This window comes from Burkholderia sp. BCC1985, from assembly GCF_905339915.1.
Lineage (GTDB): Bacteria > Pseudomonadota > Gammaproteobacteria > Burkholderiales > Burkholderiaceae > Burkholderia.
Window position 1 is genome coordinate 33,977 of record NZ_CAJPGY010000047.1, and the last position, 17,715, is coordinate 51,691.

Sequence of the window (17,715 nt, forward strand, 5' to 3'; positions counted from 1 at the left end):
ACCCTGTGCAACCGAATGGTGAGCGCGCGGGCCAGCCCGAAACGCAGCCCCGGCATTGTGGACATCCCGCACCCGCGACCAATCCGAACGCTGTGCATTCGATGGGTGAGGGCTCGCCCGTTCCGCCACCCGAGCCCTTGCCGCACCGCCTGCGAGCGCCCGCCGCCGCGCCCGCGGTCCGCCTCCCGCGCATTCCGGCCTTTTCGAGGCAACCCGCCTGCCCACCCCGACACGCCCCGAACAGCCGCCCGCCACCCCGCGCGAAAAATCTCTCGATTTCCGACCGAAACCTGCGCAGTTTTTCTCGCTCCGGCGTCATCCGAGCAAGATGAGAAAAAACTTTCTCGTCTCCCCGCGAAAAAATAGAGCCATCCAGCCGCAGCCCCGGCCGGCGTCGCCCGACGCCCCGTGCGCGGCCCAGAACACACAATCAGGAGATATCCCCATGACCGCCCGCCTGCCCGTCGACGGCACGCCCGCTCTATCCGACTACCGCCTGACCGACAACCTGACCGCCACGCGCGGCCGGATCTTCCTGACCGGCACGCAGGCGCTGGTCCGCCTGCTGCTGATGCAGCGCGCAGCCGATACCGCGCAGGGCCTGAACACGGCCGGCTTCGTCAGCGGCTACCGCGGCTCGCCGCTCGGGATGGTCGACCAGCAGCTGTGGAAGGCGAAGAAACTGCTCGACGGCAGCGGCGTGCGCTTCCTGCCCGCGATCAACGAGGAACTCGGCGGCACCGCCGTGCTCGGCACGCAGCGCGTCGAGGCGGACCCGGAGCGCACCGTCGATGGCGTGTACGCGATGTGGTACGGCAAGGGCCCCGGCGTCGACCGCGCCGGCGACGCGCTGAAGCACGGCAACGCATACGGTTCGTCGCCGCACGGCGGCGTGCTGGTGGTGGCCGGCGACGACCATGGCTGCGTGTCGTCGTCGATGCCGCACCAGAGCGACTTCGCGATGATCGCGTGGCACATGCCGGTCGTGAACCCGTCGAACATCGCCGACATGCTGGAGTTCGGCCTGTACGGCTGGGCGCTGTCGCGCTACTCGGGCGCCTGGGTCGGCTTCAAGGCGATCTCGGAGACCGTCGAGTCGGGCTCGACCGTCGATCTCGACGCGCTGCAGACGCAATGGCCGGCGCCGGCGGGCTTCGCGCCGCCGGCGGGCGGCCTGCACAACCGCTGGCCCGACCTGCCGAGCCTCACGATCGAAGCGCGCCTCGCCGCGAAGCTCGACGCGGTGCGCCACTTCGCGCGCACCAACAGCATCGACAAATGGATCGCGCCGAGCGCGCACGCGAATGTCGGCATCGTCACGTGCGGCAAGGCGCACCTCGACCTGATGGAGGCGCTGCGCCGGCTCGACCTCACCGTCGCCGACCTGGAAGCGGCCGGCGTGCGGATCTACAAGGTCGGCCTGTCGTATCCGCTCGAGATGACACGGATCGAAACCTTCGTCGACGGCCTGTCGGAAGTGCTCGTCATCGAAGAGAAGGGCCCGGTGATCGAGCAGCAGATCAAGGACTACCTGTACAACCGCGCGGACGGTGCGCGCCCGCGCGTGCTCGGCAAGCACGATGCCGAAGGCGCGTGCCTGCTGTCCGAGCTCGGCGAGCTGCGCCCGTCGCGGATCCTGCCGGTGTTCGCCACCTGGCTCGCGCGGCACAAGCCGGCGCTCGACCGGCGCGAGCGCGTCGTCGATCTCGTCGCGCCGCAGATCCTGTCGAACGAGGCGGACGCGGTGAAGCGCACGCCGTACTTCTGCTCGGGCTGCCCGCACAACACGTCGACGAAGGTGCCGGAAGGCTCGATCGCGCAGGCCGGCATCGGCTGCCACTTCATGGCGTCGTGGATGGAGCGCGACACGACGGGCCTGATCCAGATGGGCGGCGAGGGCGTCGACTGGGCCGCGCACGCGATGTTCACCAACACGAAGCACGTGTTCCAGAACCTCGGCGACGGCACCTACTTCCATTCGGGCATTCTCGCGATCCGCCAGGCGGTCGCCGCGAAAGCGAACATCACGTACAAGATCCTCTACAACGACGCGGTCGCGATGACGGGCGGCCAGCCGGTCGACGGCAGCATCTCGGTGCCGCAGATCGCGCGGCAGGTCGAGGCGGAAGGCGTGTCGCGCTTCGTCGTGGTGTCCGACGAACCGGAGAAGTACGACGGTCATCACGGGCTGTTCCCGAAGGGCACGACGTTCCATCACCGCAGCGAACTCGACGCGGTGCAGCGCGAGCTGCGCGAGACGCCGGGCGTCACCGTGCTGATCTACGACCAGACCTGCGCGGCCGAGAAGCGCCGCCGCCGCAAGAAGGGCGAATTCCCCGACCCGGACAAGCGGCTGTTCATCAACGACGCGGTATGCGAAGGCTGCGGCGACTGCGGCGTGCAGTCGAACTGCCTGTCGGTCGAGCCGCTCGAGACGCCGCTTGGCCGCAAGCGCCGCATCGACCAGTCGTCGTGCAACAAGGACTACTCGTGCGTGAACGGCTTCTGCCCGAGCTTCGTGACGGTCGAAGGTGCGGCGCTGAAGAAGGCCGCGGGCGCGGCGTTCGACGAAGCCGCGCTCGCCGTGCGCGTCGACGCGCTGCCGGTGCCCGCGACCCATCTCGATGCGGCGCCGTACGACATGCTGGTCACGGGCGTGGGCGGCACGGGCGTCGTGACGGTCGGCGCGCTGATCAGCATGGCCGCGCACCTCGAAGGCAAGAGCGCGTCGGTGCTCGACTTCATGGGCTTCGCGCAGAAGGGCGGCTCGGTGCTGTCGTTCGTGCGGATCGCGTCGAGCGACCGGTGGCTGAACCAGGTGCGCATCGACACGCAGCAGGCCGACGTGCTGCTCGCGTGCGACATGGTCGTCGGCGCGAGCGCCGAGGCGCTGCAGACGGTGCGCCACGAGCGCACGCGGATCGTGGTCAACACACACCGGATTCCGAACGCGTCGTTCGTGCAGAACCCCGACGCGAACCTGCACGCGGATGCGCTGCTCGAAAAAATGCATCACGCGGCCGGCGACGGCTACCTGTCGAGCTGCGACGCGCAGGCGCTCGCCGCGAAATTCCTCGGCGACTCGATCGGCGCGAACATCCTGATGCTCGGCTACGCGTGGCAGCTCGGCCTCGTGCCGGTGTCGCTCGCCGCGATGATGCGCGCGATCGAGCTGAACAACGTCGCGGTGCCGATGAACAAGCTCGCGTTCGCGATCGGCCGGATGGCGGCCGGCGATGCGGCGGGCCTCGACGCATTGTGGAACGCGCGTCACGCGGTGGCCGTGCAGGTTGTGCCGGAGACACTCGCCGAACTGATCGCCGATCGCGAGGCGCGCCTCGACGCCTACGGCGGCGTGCGTTACGTCGAGCGCTACCGCGCACTGGTGAACGCGGCGCGCGCGAAGGGCGACGATGCGCTGACGCGCGCGGTCGCGACGACGTTCTACCGGCTGCTCGCGGTGAAGGACGAATACGAGGTTGCCCGGCTGTATGCGGACGGCGCGTTCCGCACGGCGCTCGAAGCGCAGTTCGAAGGCGTGCCGGGGCAGGACTATCGCGTGAAGTTCAACCTGGCGCCGCCGACGGTCGCGAAGGCCGGCCGCGACGGCAGCGTGCCGAAGAAGCGCGTGTTCGGCCAGTGGATGTGGCCGGTGCTCGGCACGCTTGCGCGCGTGCGCAGCCTGCGCGGCACGTGGCTCGATCCGTTCGGCCGCACGGCCGAGCGCCGGATGGAGCGCGCGCTCGCCGACGACTACGAGACGACGCTCACGCGCGCGCTCGCCGCGACGACCGCCGGCAATGCGGCGCAGGTCACGCAACTGGCAGATCTTCATGCCCGCGTGCGCGGCTTCGGTCACGTGAAGGTGCGCAACCTCGCGGGCGTGAAGCGTGCGGAGCGCGAGCTCGCGCTGCAGCTCGGCATCGACGCGGCGACGAGTGCGGCAGTGCAGCACGCGCTCGACGAGATGAAGGGCGCGGGAATGCTGAAGGGGATTCCGGTCGTCGTCGCGAAGTAACGCCGCGGCGGGCGGATGTGAAAACGGCGACGCTCGTGCGTCGCCGTTTTTTTTGAGCGGCCGTGCAATCGCACCGCGGCGCAGCCGCTCAGACGAGTCCTTTCTTGCGCGTCGACAGCGCCGTTTCCGACAGGTCGATCTCGCGGATCAGCTTCGTCAGCGTCTCGTCGGAAATCCTGCTTTCGCTGCGCATCCGGTACAGCACCGAACGTTCCGCGCGCACCGCCGCGATCCGCATCTGCAGTTCCATCGTCTCCGCCTGCTTGGCTTGCGCGCGCGGGGTCGGGCCGTCGTCGGCGAGCGCGGCGAGGCGGCGGCGGTACTGGTCCATCACGCGCGCCGAGATGTCCGCGCAGCGCGCGGCACCCGATTCGTCGAGATCGGCCGAGATCGCGTCGTGCGACGAGTCGATCGCGCGGATCGCGGCCTGCGCGGCGGCCGCGCGCGCGGTGCGCTCCTCGTCGGCGAGCGGGTTGCGCGTCGAGCGCACGCCGCGCAGCAGCAGCGGCAGGCCGATCACCGCGACGATCAGCGAACCGAGAATCACCGCCGATGCGACGAAGATCGCGGTGTCGCGGCCGGGCAGCGGCGCGCCGTCGGACAGCGCGACGGGGATCGACAGCACGCCCGCGAGCGTGACTGCGCCGCGCACGCCGCCGACCGTCATCACCGCGATCGTGCGCACGCCGGCCATCGTGCCCGCGAGGCCCTGGCGCGCGGCGCGGCGGCTCGCGATCCAGCGCAGCAGCCAGACCCACAGGAAGCGGATCGCATACAGCGCGATCATCATCGCGCACACGTTGAAGATCATCCGGCCGACGAGCGCGTCGCTCGTGTGGTGCGCGTCGACGAGCGCGCGGCCGATGATGTGCGGCAGCTGCAGCCCGAGCATGATGAACACCATGCCGTTGAACACGAACTCGATCATCGCCCACGTGCTTTCGGCCCGCACGCGCGACGCGACGGTGCTTTTGCGGGAGAAGCTCGTGTAGTTCATCATCATCCCGGCCGACACGGCCGCGAGCACGCCCGACAGGTCGAGATGCTCGGCGAACAGATAGGCGGCGAATGGCACGAGCAGCGTCATCACGATGCCGGGGGCCGGATCGCCTTCCTGCTCGGCGTTCAGGAAGCGCGTCGACAGCGCGCTGAATCCCCACGACACGAGCGCGCCCGTCGCGAGCCCGCCGGTGGCGACGATCACGAACGTGATCGACGCATCGCGCAGCGAGAACACGCCGGTGAGCGCGGCCGCGACCGCGAACTTCAGCGCGACCAAGCCCGACGCGTCGTTCATCAGCGCCTCGCCTTCGAGGATGTGCATCAGTTGCGGCGGGATCCGCCCCTTGCCGGCGATGCCCGACAGCGCGACCGCGTCGGTGGGCGACAGCACGGCCGCGAGCGCGAACGCGATCGGCAGCGGCAACTCGGGTATCAGCCAGTGCGCGAAGTAGCCGACTGCGAGTACCGTCATGAACACGAGCCCGAACGCGAGCATCAGGATCGCGCGGCGCTGCAGGTACAGCTCGCGTTTCGGAATCCGCCAGCCGTCCGCGAACAGCAGCGGCGGAATGAACAGCAGCATGAAGATTTCGGGATCGAACGTGACGTGCAGGTTCAGCTTCGGCCACGCGAGCATCGCGCCGAACGCGATCTGCATCAGCGGCAGCGGAAGCTGCAACGGCAGGATGCGTGTGACCGCGCCGGACAGCGCGACGGTCAGCAGCAGGATCAGGACTGTGAAGACGATTTCCATCGAGACGGCGATTGCGGAGAATGAAACGACCGTACGGAGTTTAGCGTGACGATGCGGCGGGTGCGTTCGAGTGCGCCGGTGCGCATGCACGTGAACGGTGCATCCGGCCTGCGCCATGCTGGTGCGGCGGCGCCGCACGCAGGCGCGGCGCGCGTGTTCGGCCCTTGCACGGACCTTGCTTGATGCTTGCCTACCGTCCGGCACCGGCCGGACAACCGAGGATTCCACCATGACATTGCGCGCGCCGTCTCAACCAACCGCCGCGTTCGGCTGCATCACCAGGAGGGCGCCATGACGATCGCGCAACAGGAGCGTCCGGCCACCGCATCGCCGTATCGTTTCGAGCGGGAGATGAGCTCCGGCCTCGAGCGCCTGGCGACGCAGCATCACGACTTGTCGCTCACGACCGTGTTCCAGCCGATCTTCAGCCTGTCGCACCAGCGCGCGGTGGGCTACGAGGCGCTGCTGCGCGCGCATGACGCGCTCGACCGCGCGGTGTCGCCGCTCGACGTGTTCGGCGAGGCCGCGCGCCAGGGCGAGTTGCTGCAGCTCGACCGGCTCGCGCAGGCGCTACATCTCGAGAACTTCGCGCTGCTCGGCGCCGAGCGCGAGTGGCTGTTCCTCAACGTGCATCCGGGCGTGCTGACCGACCCGTTCCAGGCCGCCGCGCTGTTCGCGAACCTGAAGCGGATCGGCATGCCGCCGCGCCGCGTCGTGCTCGAAGTGCTCGAACAGCGCGCGGAAGACGTCGAGCGGCTCGCCGAGGCCGTGCGCGAATTCCGCGCGCAGGGTTTCCTGATCGCGCTCGACGATTTCGGCGCCGGACACTCGAACCTCGAGCGGATCTGGCAACTGAACCCGGACATCGTGAAGCTCGACCGGATCATGCTGTCCCACGCGGCGCACCGCACGGGGCTCACCGCGATCCTGCACGGGCTCGTCACGCTGCTGCACGAGGCCGGCAAGCTGGTGCTCGTCGAGGGGATCGAGACCGAGCACGACGCGCAGATCGCGCTGTCGTGCGAGGCCGATTTCGTGCAGGGCTATTTCTTCGGCCGCCCGGCCCCCGGGCTACCTGATAGCGCGGCCGCGACCGGTTGCATCGGCGAGCTGACCGAGCGCTTTCGCCAGCAGACCGAAGCGCGCGAGCGGCGCGACGCGCAGCGGCTCGCGCCATACCTGCGCGCGTTCGAGCGCGCGGCCGAGCGGGTGGCGGCCGGCGAGCCGCTCGACGAGGTGTGCTGGAACTTCCTCGCGCTCGACGATGCCGCGCGCTGCTTCCTGCTCGACGCGCGCGGCCGGCAGGCCGGCCGCAACGTCGTGCTGCGCGCGGACCGCGCGCTCGCCGAGGCGCGCTTCTCGCCGCTGTCGGATGCGCAAGGTGCGAACTGGCTGCGCCGGCCGTATTTCCGCACGGCGATCGCCGAGCCCGGACGCGTGCAGGTGACGCGCCCGTACCTGTCGATCAACGAGGCGCAGCCGTGCGTGACGCTGTCGGTGGCGGTGCGCATCGGCGACGCGCAGCACGTGCTGTGCGGCGATATCGACTGGATCGACGAGGAAGCGGGCGGCGCATAGCGACGGCCGGCATGCTGGCGCGGTTCATGCCGCTCGGCTAGGATGCGCGAATTGTCCTGACGATTCGCGAGCCGCCGATGAACCGCACCGCCGCTTCCTCCGTTCTCCTCGAAGTGATCGCCACCACCGTCGGCGACGCGAAGGCCGCTGCCCGCGCGGGCGCCGACCGGCTCGAGCTCGTGACCGCGATCAGCGAAGGCGGGCTCACACCGAGCGTCGGCCTGATCGAGGCCGTCGTGGCCGCCGTGGCGATCCCGGTGAACGTGATCGTGCGCCCGCACAGCCGCGCGTTCGTCTACGACGCCGACGACCTGCGCGTGATCGAGCGCGACGTGCGCGCGGCCGTCGCGGCTGGTGCGAACGGCGTCGTGTTCGGCGCGCTCGATGCGCGCGGCGACGTCGATCTCGATGCGCTCCAGCGCATCGCGGCGGCCGCGGACGGGCGCGACCTGACGTTCCATCGCGCGTTCGACGTGTCGCGCGACCTCAATGCCGCGTTCGACGCGCTGCTGCGCGTGCCGGCCGTCACGTCGGTGCTGACCTCGGGCGGCCATCCGTCGGTGCTCGACGCGGTCGCGACGATCACGCGGCTGGTGCGCCAGGCGGCAGGCTCGACCTGCACGGTGCTGGCCGGCTCGGGCCTCACGATCGACGCGGTCGGCGATTTCGTTCGCTCGACCGGCGTGCGCGCGGTGCACTTCGGCTCGGGCGTGCGGCCGCGCGGCGAGGTGCTGGCACCCGTCGACGAACAGCGCGTCGCGCGCGTGCGCGCGGCGCTCGACGGCGCGGCCGCACACGTGTGACGCGCAGGCGGAAGTTGCGCCGACGCGCACGCCGACGGGCGGGCTCGACGCTTCGATCCGGCACGCGGGTAAGACCGCGATGCGCGACGCGCAGGCCGGCCCGGCGCAGACGATCGGACGAAAAAAAACCGGGGCATGCCCCGGTTTTTTCGTCTGCAACCTTCGCAGAACGACGCGAGGCCGCCGCTTACGCGTTCTCCGCCAGCGCGTCGGCCTGGCTCGCGCGGATGCCGAGGCGCTCGAACAGCGCGCGGTCGCGCTGCGTCTGCGGGTTGCTCGTGGTCAGCAGCTGGTCGCCGTAGAACATCGAGTTCGCGCCCGCGAGGAAGCACATTGCCTGCATCGCGTCGTCGAGCTGCTCGCGGCCGGCCGACAGTCGTACGACGGCCTTCGGCATCGTGATGCGCGCGACCGCGATCGTGCGCACGAATTCGAACGGGTCGAGCGGTGCGGTGCCTTCGAGCGGCGTGCCCTCGATCGCGACGAGGTTGTTGATCGGCACCGACTCCGGATACGGGTTCAGGTTCGCGAGCTGCGAGATCAGGCCCGCGCGTTCGCGGCGCGATTCGCCCATCCCGATGATGCCGCCGCAGCACACGTTGATGCCCGCGTCGCGCACGCGGTCGAGCGTGTCGAGACGATCCTGGTAGGTGCGCGTCGAGATCACCTGGCCGTAGAACTCCGGCGACGTGTCGAGATTGTGGTTGTAGTAATCGAGGCCCGCGTCGGCGAGTTCCCTGGCTTGCTCGTCCTCCAGCATGCCGAGCGTCATGCAGGTCTCGAGGCCCAGTTCCTTCACGCCGCGCACCATCTCGGTCAGCGCCGGCATGTGGCGCTCCTTCGGGTTGCGCCATGCGGCGCCCATGCAGAAGCGGCTCGCGCCGTTCGCCTTGGCCGCGCGCGCGGCGTCCAGCACCGCGTCGACGTCCATCAGCTTCTCTGCCTTCAGGCCCGTCTCGTGGTGCGACGACTGCGAGCAGTAGCCGCAATCCTCCTCGCAACCGCCCGTCTTGATCGACAGCAGCGTCGACAGCTGCACCGCGTTCGCGTCGAAGTGCTCGCGATGCACCTGCTGCGCGCGGAACATCAGGTCGTTGAACGGCAGCTCGAACAGCGCGACGACGTCGGCGACGCGCCAGCGCTGCGGCGCCGGAGCGGCCACGGGGATCGCGTCGGGTTGCACGGCGGCGGTCTGGGCTTGGGTCATGGTGGTTTTCCTGTCGTGAATGCGGGGATCGGGGCGTCAATGCTGCGCGCGGCGCAGCGTGTCGACGAGCGCGGCGATGTCGAGCATCGCCGCGGCGGATTCGGGGGCGGCCGGCGCCAAGTGCGCGATGCGGCCAAGCAGCGGCGCGCGATGTTCGCGCGCGAGCCAGTCGCGGATCGTCGCGACGTTCTCGTCGGCGTACGACATCGCCGGGTCGACGTGGTTCGCGACCCAGCCGGCGAGCGTGAGGCCGCGCTGGCGAATCGCGTCGGCCGTCAGCAGCGCGTGGCTGATGCAGCCGAGCCGCATGCCGACCACGAGCACGACCGGCAGGCCGAGCGCGACCGCGAGATCGGCCGTGTCCTGCGTGTCGTTCAGCGGCACGCGGAAGCCGCCGACGCCTTCGACGACGACGACGTCCGCGCGCGTGAGCGCCTCGCGGTGGCTCGCGACGATCGTGTCGAGGTCGATCGTCACGCCTTCCTGCGCGGCGACGATGTGCGGGGCGGCCGGCGCCTTCAGCAGGAACGGCGTGCGCAGCTCGGGCGGCAGCACGACGTTCGCGGCCGCGTCGAGCTGGTCGGCGTCCTCGTTGCGCCAGACGCCGTCGCGTTCAACCGCACCGGCGGCCACGGGCTTCAGCGCGGCCGCGCGCAGGCCGTGACGTGCGAAGCCGTGCAGCATCGCGGCCGACACGAAGGTCTTGCCGATCTCGGTGTCGGTGCCGGTGACGAAGAGGGAAAGCGGTGCGTTCATGCGGTTTGCTCGCTGGCTTCGATGAGTGCGGTTTCCAGCCGCGCGAGATCGTCGAACGAATGCGCGGCCGACAGCGAGATGCGCAGGCGCGACGTGCCGGCGGGCACCGTCGGCGGCCGGATCGCGGGCACCCACAGGCCATGCGCGTCGAGCGAGCGCATCGCCGCGAGCGTCGCGTCGTTGCTGCCGATCACGAGCGGCTGCACGGCCGTGTGCGAGTCGACCGGCTGCCAGCGTGTCATGCGCAGCAGCGCGCGCGTGCGCTCGATCAGCGCGGCGAGGTGCGCGCGTCGCGCATCGCCTTCGTCGCCGGCGATCACCTTCAGGCTTGCCGATACCGCATGCGCGACCGCGGGCGGCGCCGCCGTCGTGAAGATGTAGCTGCGCGCGCGCTGGATCATCCATTCGATCACGGTCTCGTGCGCGATGACGAACGCGCCCGCGACGCCGGCGGCCTTGCCGAGCGTGCCGACGTACACGAGGTTCGGCGAGCGCAGCGCGGCGGCCGCGAGCGCGCCGCGGCCCTGCGGGCCCAGCACGCCGAAGCCGTGCGCGTCGTCGACGACGAGCCACGCGCCGTGGCGTTCGGCCAGCGCGACGAGTTCGGCGAGCGGCGCGAGGTCGCCGTCCATGCTGAACACGGTGTCGCTGACGATCAGCTTCGTTTCGGCCTCCGACGCATCGAGCAGCGCGGCGAGCGCCACCATGTCCGCATGCGGATAGACCTGCACGTTCGCGCGCGACAGCCGGATCCCGTCGATCAGCGACGCGTGGTTCAGCGCGTCGGAGAAGATCGTCGCGTGTTTGCCGGTGAGGGCCGTCATCGCGGCGAGGTTCGCCATGTAGCCGGTGCTGAAGTACAGCGCGCGCGGCGCATCGGAGAAGCCGCCCGCGAAGCCGGCGAGTTCGTCCTCGAGCGTCGCGTGCGCGCGCGAATGGCCGCCGAGCAGATGCGAGCCGCCGCTCCCGGAGCCGTAGCGCCGCGCGCCTTCCGCGAACGCGGCGACGAGCGCCGGATGTGCGGCGAGGCCGAGATAGTCGTTGCTCGCGAAGCCGACGATGTCGCGGCCGTCGACGCGCATGTGCGCGTCGCACGCGGTGTCGGCGGTGCGGCGCACGCGGCGCAGGCCCTGCGCATCGAGTTCGGCGAGGCCGCGCTGCAGCGTGTCGAGCAGCGGCGCGGTCGTTTTCGGTGACGGCTGTTTCATCACGCCGCCTCCGCGAGTGTCGCGTCGAGCGTATCGCGCGTGCGTTGCGCGAGCCACGCGATGTCGTCGTCGCTCATCACGTACGGCGGCATCAGGTACACGGTCGTGCCGATCGGGCGCAGCAGCAGTTCGCGCTCGAGCGCGCGTTCGAAGAAGCGCCGCGAGAAGCCGCGTGCCGCGTCGCCGTCGAGCGCGACGTCGAACGCGAACAGCGTGCCGCGCTCGCGCAGGTGACGCACCTGCGGGTGCGCGCCGAGCGGCGCGAGCGCGGCGCGCATCGCGGCCGACTTGCGCGCGTTGCCGGCGAGCACGTCGTCGCGCGCGAACAGGTCGAGCGTCGCGACGGCCGCGCGGCACGCGAGCGGGTTGCCGGTGTACGAATGCGAATGCAGGAAGCCGCGCGTGGTGTCGTCGTCGTAGAACGCCGCGAACACGTCGTCGCGCGTGAGCACGAGCGACAGCGGCAGGTAGCCGCCGCTGATGCCTTTCGACAGGCACAGGAAATCGGGCCACACGCCGGCCTGCTCGCACGCGAAGAAGGTGCCGGTGCGGCCGCAGCCGACCGCGATCTCGTCGGCGATCAGGTGCACGCCGAATTCGTCGCACAGCGCGCGCAGCCCGCGCACGTACGACGGATCGTGCATCGCCATGCCGGCCGCGCATTGCACGAGCGGCTCGACGATCAGCGCGGCGATCCGGTCGGCGCGTTCGGCGAACAGGCGCCGCACGTCGTCGAGCGCGCGGCCCGCGACGTCGGCGGCCGTCTCGCCCGGCAGCGCGCCGCGCGCGTCGGGCGACGCGACCACGTGCGCGTTGCGGATCAGCGGGTCGTACGCGTCCTTGAACAGCGCGACGTCGGTCACGCCGAGCGCGCCGATGGTCTCGCCGTGATAGCTGTTCGCGACGCACACGAACTCGCGCTTGTCCGCGCGGCCGCGGTTGCGCCACGCGTGGAAGCTCATCTTCAGCGCGATCTCGACCGCCGACGCGCCGTCCGACGCGAAGAACGCATGGCCGAGCGTGCGCGCGGTGAGCGCGTGCAGCCGCTCGGCGAGCTCGATCGCCGGCTCGTGCGTGCAGCCGGCGAGCATCGCGTGCTCGAGCGTGTCGAGCTGGTCCTTCAGCGCCGCGTTGATGTCCGGATTCGCGTGGCCGAACAGGTTCACCCACCACGAGCTGATCGCGTCGAAGTAACGGCGGCCGTCGCGGTCGTACAGCCACAGGCCCGCGCCGCGCGCGACGGGAATGAGCGGCAGGCGCTCGTGGTGCTTCATCTGGGTGCAGGGATGCCAGACCGCGCGCAGGCTGCGCGCGACCCAGTCATCGGTGGCTGGCGTACTCAAGGCGACTCCGGGGAGTAAAACGGCGGCGGGTATCGAACGGGACACCGCGCGGCGACAGACGGAAAACGCGCTGAGATTAGCGTGTTCCGCCGCGCGTTGCACTACCGGTTACAAACACCGCAAAGCCTTGCCGGGCGGGAGTTCGGCGCAGATCCGGGGTGCTCGGGACGGTACGCGCCAGATGCCCCAAAATGACCGCAGATGACGACGTTCGAGTGACACCCCCCGACAGAAAAAATCGTCGGGCAGGCGGGCGCGCGAGGGGTGAAAAATCGGGGCGGGAAGGGAAAAGGGGCGCGGAGTGTGACGCAATGCGCGCGGGGTGACTGGCGACTGGCGACTGGCGCGTCGAATCAGGTGCCGCTGGCGTTCGGAAGAGGCGGGAAAAGGATTACGGGCGGGGTGCTCGCCCGCTGACTCACAAGAGCGCGAGAACGGGCGTGTGAACGCCATCGCGGACCGCGCGCTCACGAAACGGAAGGGGGAAAAGGGACGCGGAGAGAACGCGATCCCGACGCGCGTCAGCGCGAAGCCAATGCGCGCGCGTCGGCGTCGCCGTTGTCGGCCGTCTGCGTCGCGTTCGCGTTCCACACGACGCGGTCGTTGACCGCATACAGCTTGCATGCGCCCGCGCCCTGCTTCGAGCAGTTGTCGAGCGCGAGCGCCATCGGATCGTCGCCGCCTTCGGCCCACGACCACGCGCCTTCAGCCGACACCGCGAACGCACGGCTCGGATGCTGGCTCAGGAAACGGCGATAGCCTTCGCGGCCGGCTGCGTCGAGGAACGGCACCGCCTCGACCGCGTCGATCGACGCATAGCCGGTCGCATTCGGCTCGTGCGGGTTCGCGACCGCATAGCGCACCGAGGTCGGCAGGTTCAGTTCCGCGAGGAACGCATGCACGGCCGGCCACCACACGGGCACGCCGTCGCGATCGACGATCAGCCGGTGCGCGTCGTCCTTGTAGCGGCCGAAATCGATGAACTGCGCCTGCGTGCCGTGCGACACGTAGGCGTCGTGCATCTGCGCGACGAGCGCGGGCGTCCACACCGAATCGTTGTCGCCGTACAGCCACAGCGACCGCACGGCCGTATGCGCGCCGTACTGGTCGAACGCGTCGACGAGATTGCGCTGCCAGCCGTCGCAGAGGTCCTGGCGCAGCCCGCCGGAGAAGTTGATGATGCCGCGCACGCCGGGCGCCGCCTCGGTGCCGTATGCGACCGACACGAGGCCGCCGTGCGACGTGCCCGCGACGACGATGCGCGACGCATCGATGTACGACTGACGCGACATGTAGCGGACCGTCGCGTCGACGTCGGCGGCCTGCACGAGGCCGTTCTTGCCGACGTTGCAGCCTTCCTGCTGGTACGCGCCGCCCGACCCGGCGAAGCCCTGGCGGTTCGGCGCGATGACCGCATAGCCGCGGCGCACGAATTCACGCGCGAACGCGAGCGGCCGGCTGCGCGGCTGCTGGTGAAGATCGCCGGTGTTCTTGCCGTGGTTGAAGACGACGAGCGGGAACGGGCCGGGGCCGTTCGGCTTGAACAGCGTGGCCTCGAGCATCACGGCGCCCGAAGCATCGGCCGGAATGCTGACGATTTGTTCGTTGAGGTTCGCGGCGACCTGCGGGAGGCCCGAATCGCCGTAATCGAAGCGCTCGGCATGGGCGAGCGAGCCGCTGGCCGTGGCCGCGCCCGCAGGGGCGCTCGGCGCCGTACCGGCCTGAGCGGCCGACAGCGCGCAGGCCGCCATCCATCCCACCAATACCTTGCTGAACGCCATTCGTAAGCCCTGCCATGCAACATGACCAATCTGACGGCCATCCTAGCCCGACAAATTCAGGTTGTGCAATGCGGGAATTACCCGGCGTCTGACATGGCAACTATTTGTCAGCGTTCACTTACTTCGCCGTCGACATAGCGCCAGAAACCGTGCTCGTCGCGGGTGAAACGACTCGTCTCGTGGAGCCGGTACGCCCGGCCGCCGACCTTGTAGCGGGCCACGAATTCGACCTCCGCGTGCCGTTCGTCGAGCCGGGCATGGCGTTTGACGGCGAGGCCGAGCCAGCGAGGCGCGTCGGGCGCATTCGGGTCCGCATCGAGATCGGCCGGGCAGGTGCGCGCGTCCCAGGTCGCGCGCAGGTAGTCGGTCGCGCCGAGCACGTACGCGCTGTACCGCGAACGCATCAATTCGAGCGCGGTCGACGCGGCTTCGCCGCCGTCGATGAAGCGGCCGCAACAGGCCGCATAGCGTGGCGCCGGGGCTTTGCCGGCAGGGACGGGGGACGCGCCGCCGCACGGGCACGCGTCAGGTCGGTTCAAAATCATGCGATTCGGGAATTAACGACGCCGGGTTGTCATGCCGGCTCACCAGCTGAGCTCGACGCCGTCGTACTGGAAGAAACGGCCGTTGGCCTGCGACACGTCCGCGCCGGCTTCCGCGATCACGCGGCGCATGCCGGTCACGCTGGTCTCCGGATCGATCGCGGCCTGCGCGCCGCCCATGTCGGTGCGCACCCAGCCGGGATGGAGGGAGATGCAGGCGGCGTGGCGCGTCTGCAGCGATGCGATGCGCAGCACGTCGTTCAGCGCGGCCTTGCTCGCGCGGTACAGCCAGCCGGTCGTGCCGGTCGCCTCGGCGATGCTGCCCATCCGGCTCGAAACCACCGCCAGCACCCCGCGTGCGTCCTCGACGAGCGGCAGCAGGATCGGCAGCAGTTGCATCGGCCCGCGCACGTTCGTATGCATCACCGTGTCGAAATCCTCGGCGCCGATCGTTTCGACCCCTTCGGTGCGCGGCCCGTACACGCCCGACACGAGCACCGCCGCGTCGAGCCGTTCGCCGTCGAGCTTCCAGCCGAGCGCCGCGATCTGTTCGGGCTGCGCGATGTCGAGCGCATGCGCGTGCGCGCCGCGTTCGCGCAGCGCGGCGAGCGATGCGTCGTCGCGCGCGGTCGCGATCACGTTCCAGCCGTCGCGCCGGTATTGCCGGACGAATTCGCGTCCGAGGCCGCGCGATGCGCCGACGATCAGTACGGTTTTCATGTTCGCCGCTCCTTTGCATTGCACCGCCGTCGCGGCAGTGTCGGTGTCAGATCAGTTCGACGGCCGTCGCGGCCGCATGACCGCCGTTGCGCCGGCTGGCGTGTGCGCACGGCGCACCCGTCGGGCGACGGGATGCAGGGGGCGCGGCCCCGCGATCATGATGCGCCTTCAGCCGGATGGCGCGCGGCGGGGCGCTGGCGTGCCGCGCCCGCGTGGCCGCGCGCGTCGGCTACTTCGAGTCGGTTACTTCGCGTCGTCGCACGGCTTCAGCGTGTCGGCGACCGCCTGCGCGACGTCGTCGAGCCGCGCGGCGTCCGCCGCGACCATGTCGTTGTCGGGCGCGTGCTGGCCGCGCGCGGTCAGCGCCGCGACGCAGCGCTTGTAGGTTGCATCCAGCGCGTCGAACCTCGACACGGCCATCCCGAGGTTGCGCATCCGCCCGTCGTGCACGCCGTACACGAGCCCGTGCACGGTGAGCGACTGGCCGCGCGCCCATGCGTCGTTGACGATCGTCGTGCGGCATACGTTGACGACCTGCTCGATCGAGTTCAGCTCGATCAGGCGGCGATAGCGCGCTTCGCCGACCGGCCATTCGTCGAGCAGTGCGGCGTGGCGTTCGCGCACGTCCTGCACGTGATGCAGCCAGTTGTCCGCGAGGCCGACGCGGCGGTTGTGCAGCGCCGCGTTCACGCCAGAGCAGCCGTAGTGGCCGACGACCATGATGTGCTTCACGCGCAGGATGTCGACCGCGAACTGGATCACCGACAGGCAGTTCAGGTCGCTGTGCACGACGACGTTCGCGATGTTACGGTGCACGAACACTTCGCCCGGCGGCAGGCCGATGATCTGGTTCGCGGGCACGCGCGAATCCGAGCAGCCGATCCACAGATATTCCGGCGCCTGCTGGTCGGCGAGACGCGCGAAGAAATCGGGATCGTCGGCGAGCTGGCGCTTGACCCAGGCGTCGTTGTTGTCGAACAGGTGTGAAAGCGGATTGTCTTGGGTATTCATCGGTGTGGATTCCGTTGGCGGAAGTCAGGTCGATAACGGGTTTGGTTCGATCGGGCGGTGCGTCAGGCGGCGCGCTGCGCGTCGCTTGCGTCGTCGCCGGCGTCCGGCGTCGCGTCGAAGCGCTCGGGGTAGCGCACGCTGAAGCGCAGCGACACGTCGTACGGGTAAAAATCGGGCAACTCGCCCTGCAGCAGCTTGTCCTTGCTGGCCTGCCAGAGCGCGGGTTCGAAAAAGTCCGCGTGATGCTTCATGAAGACCGTCCGCACGCGCGGGTCGCCGAGCAGGAACGGTCCGTAGGTTTCCGGAAAGATGTCGTGCGGGCCGACGGTATACCACGGTTCGCCGGACAGCTCGTCTTCCTCGTTGCGCGGCGGCGGCACGCGCCGCACGTTGCAGTCGGTCAGGTACTCGATCTCGTCGTAGTCGTAGAACACGACGCGGCCGTGGCGCGTGACGCCGAAGTTCTTGTAAAGCATGTCGCCGGGGAAGATGTTGGCCTTCATCAACTCCTTCACCGCGTTGCCGTACTCCTTCACGCCGTGCTCGACGTCCGCGTCGGTGCCGTTCTGCAGGTACAGGTTGAGCGGCGTCATGCGGCGCTCGATGTACAGGTGCTTGATCACGAGGTTGTCGTCCTCGTATTCGAGCAGCGACGGCACTTCCTTTTCCAGCTCGCGCACGAGCGCATGGTCGAGCCGCGACAGCGGCAGCGCGACGCTCGAATACTCGAGCGTATCGGCCATCCGCCCGAGACGGTCGTGGCGCTTCACGAGCTGGTACTTCTCCATGATCTGCGCGCGCGTCGTTTCCTTCGGCGGCGGGAACTGATCCTTGATGATCTTGAACACGTAGGGGAACGACGGCAGCGTGAACACGAGCATCACGAGGCCCTTGATCCCGGGCGCGATGATGAAGCGGTCGCTCGAATGCGACAGATGGTGCAGCAGGTCGCGGTAGAACAGGTTCTTGCCCATCCCGGCGAGCACCGGCTT

At 69.6% G+C, this 17,715-nt stretch carries 13 protein-coding genes; 3 read left to right on the forward strand and 10 right to left on the reverse strand.

The window, feature by feature from the left end; genetic code table 11:
• Window positions 1-445 precede the first annotated feature (445 nt).
• Window positions 446-4,018, forward strand: coding sequence for an indolepyruvate ferredoxin oxidoreductase family protein (locus tag U4Z31_RS31235; protein WP_321812364.1), 3,573 nt, complete (start codon window positions 446-448; stop codon window positions 4,016-4,018).
• Between the two features lie 88 nt (window positions 4,019-4,106).
• Here the strand turns inward: U4Z31_RS31235 and U4Z31_RS31240 are convergent, their stop codons facing one another.
• Complete coding sequence (locus tag U4Z31_RS31240; protein WP_321812365.1) at window positions 4,107-5,774, reverse strand: Na+/H+ antiporter; 1,668 nt, start codon at window positions 5,772-5,774, stop codon at window positions 4,107-4,109.
• Between the two features lie 291 nt (window positions 5,775-6,065).
• Here U4Z31_RS31240 and U4Z31_RS31245 point away from each other — a divergent pair, with 291 nt between their 5' ends.
• Both U4Z31_RS31245 and U4Z31_RS31250 read left to right on the forward strand, forming a co-directional pair.
• Window positions 6,066-7,352 carry an EAL domain-containing protein gene (locus U4Z31_RS31245; protein ID WP_044846173.1) on the forward strand — a complete coding sequence of 429 codons (1,287 nt, stop codon included), beginning with the start codon at window positions 6,066-6,068 and terminating at the stop codon, window positions 7,350-7,352.
• Between the two features lie 77 nt (window positions 7,353-7,429).
• Complete coding sequence (locus U4Z31_RS31250) at window positions 7,430-8,155, forward strand: copper homeostasis protein CutC (protein WP_321812366.1); 726 nt, start codon at window positions 7,430-7,432, stop codon at window positions 8,153-8,155.
• 187 nt (window positions 8,156-8,342) lie between these two features.
• Here the strand turns inward: U4Z31_RS31250 and bioB are convergent, their stop codons facing one another.
• From bioB to aceK, 9 genes are all read right to left on the reverse strand, one after another.
• A complete protein-coding gene (gene bioB, locus U4Z31_RS31255; protein WP_044846175.1) occupies window positions 8,343-9,362 on the reverse strand; it encodes a biotin synthase BioB in 1,020 nt (339 codons plus the stop codon).
• A gap of 36 nt (window positions 9,363-9,398) precedes the next feature.
• Window positions 9,399-10,118 (reverse strand): dethiobiotin synthase, encoded by a 720-nt coding sequence (gene bioD, locus U4Z31_RS31260; protein WP_044846176.1) that lies wholly within the window; start codon window positions 10,116-10,118, stop codon window positions 9,399-9,401.
• Window positions 10,115-11,326, reverse strand: a complete 1,212-nt coding sequence (gene bioF, locus U4Z31_RS31265) for an 8-amino-7-oxononanoate synthase (RefSeq protein ID WP_321812367.1) — start codon at window positions 11,324-11,326, stop codon at window positions 10,115-10,117. Before bioF ends, bioD begins: the two co-directional genes overlap by 4 nt.
• Window positions 11,326-12,669: an adenosylmethionine--8-amino-7-oxononanoate transaminase gene (gene bioA, locus U4Z31_RS31270; RefSeq protein ID WP_321800624.1), complete on the reverse strand. Its 1,344-nt coding sequence runs from the start codon at window positions 12,667-12,669 to the stop codon at window positions 11,326-11,328. Before bioA ends, bioF begins: the two co-directional genes overlap by 1 nt.
• Before the next feature lie 521 nt (window positions 12,670-13,190).
• Window positions 13,191-14,450 carry a dienelactone hydrolase family protein gene (locus U4Z31_RS31275; RefSeq protein ID WP_321812368.1) on the reverse strand — a complete coding sequence of 420 codons (1,260 nt, stop codon included), beginning with the start codon at window positions 14,448-14,450 and terminating at the stop codon, window positions 13,191-13,193.
• A 107-nt stretch (window positions 14,451-14,557) separates the two neighbouring features.
• Complete coding sequence (locus U4Z31_RS31280) at window positions 14,558-14,995, reverse strand: YchJ family protein (protein ID WP_321812369.1); 438 nt, start codon at window positions 14,993-14,995, stop codon at window positions 14,558-14,560.
• A 39-nt stretch (window positions 14,996-15,034) separates the two neighbouring features.
• A complete protein-coding gene (locus U4Z31_RS31285) occupies window positions 15,035-15,712 on the reverse strand; it encodes an SDR family oxidoreductase (RefSeq protein WP_044846181.1) in 678 nt (225 codons plus the stop codon).
• A gap of 243 nt (window positions 15,713-15,955) precedes the next feature.
• Entirely contained in the window at window positions 15,956-16,723 is a 768-nt protein-coding gene (gene can / locus U4Z31_RS31290) for a carbonate dehydratase (protein ID WP_321812370.1), read from the reverse strand.
• Window positions 16,724-16,785: 62 nt separating this feature from the next.
• Window positions 16,786-17,715, reverse strand: a 930-nt coding sequence (aceK, locus tag U4Z31_RS31295) for a bifunctional isocitrate dehydrogenase kinase/phosphatase (protein ID WP_321812371.1), incomplete at its 5' end; no start/stop codon positions are given.

What these genes read in the sequence shown, in the direction of transcription:
- U4Z31_RS31275 (WP_321812368.1), bottom strand. Translation starts at nt 14,450, where the DNA reads ATGGCGTTCAGCAAGGTATTGGTGGGATGGATGGCGGCCTGCGCGCTG.
- U4Z31_RS31235 (WP_321812364.1), top strand. Translation starts at nt 446, where the DNA reads ATGACCGCCCGCCTGCCCGTCGACGGCACGCCCGCTCTATCCGACTAC.
- U4Z31_RS31240 (WP_321812365.1), bottom strand. Translation starts at nt 5,774, where the DNA reads ATGGAAATCGTCTTCACAGTCCTGATCCTGCTGCTGACCGTCGCGCTG.
- bioB (WP_044846175.1), bottom strand. Translation starts at nt 9,362, where the DNA reads ATGACCCAAGCCCAGACCGCCGCCGTGCAACCCGACGCGATCCCCGTG.
- U4Z31_RS31285 (WP_044846181.1), bottom strand. Translation starts at nt 15,712, where the DNA reads ATGAAAACCGTACTGATCGTCGGCGCATCGCGCGGCCTCGGACGCGAA.
- bioD (WP_044846176.1), bottom strand. Translation starts at nt 10,118, where the DNA reads ATGAACGCACCGCTTTCCCTCTTCGTCACCGGCACCGACACCGAGATC.
- can (WP_321812370.1), bottom strand. Translation starts at nt 16,723, where the DNA reads ATGAATACCCAAGACAATCCGCTTTCACACCTGTTCGACAACAACGAC.
- U4Z31_RS31280 (WP_321812369.1), bottom strand. Translation starts at nt 14,995, where the DNA reads ATGATTTTGAACCGACCTGACGCGTGCCCGTGCGGCGGCGCGTCCCCC.
- U4Z31_RS31245 (WP_044846173.1), top strand. Translation starts at nt 6,066, where the DNA reads ATGACGATCGCGCAACAGGAGCGTCCGGCCACCGCATCGCCGTATCGT.
- U4Z31_RS31250 (WP_321812366.1), top strand. Translation starts at nt 7,430, where the DNA reads ATGAACCGCACCGCCGCTTCCTCCGTTCTCCTCGAAGTGATCGCCACC.
- bioF (WP_321812367.1), bottom strand. Translation starts at nt 11,326, where the DNA reads ATGAAACAGCCGTCACCGAAAACGACCGCGCCGCTGCTCGACACGCTG.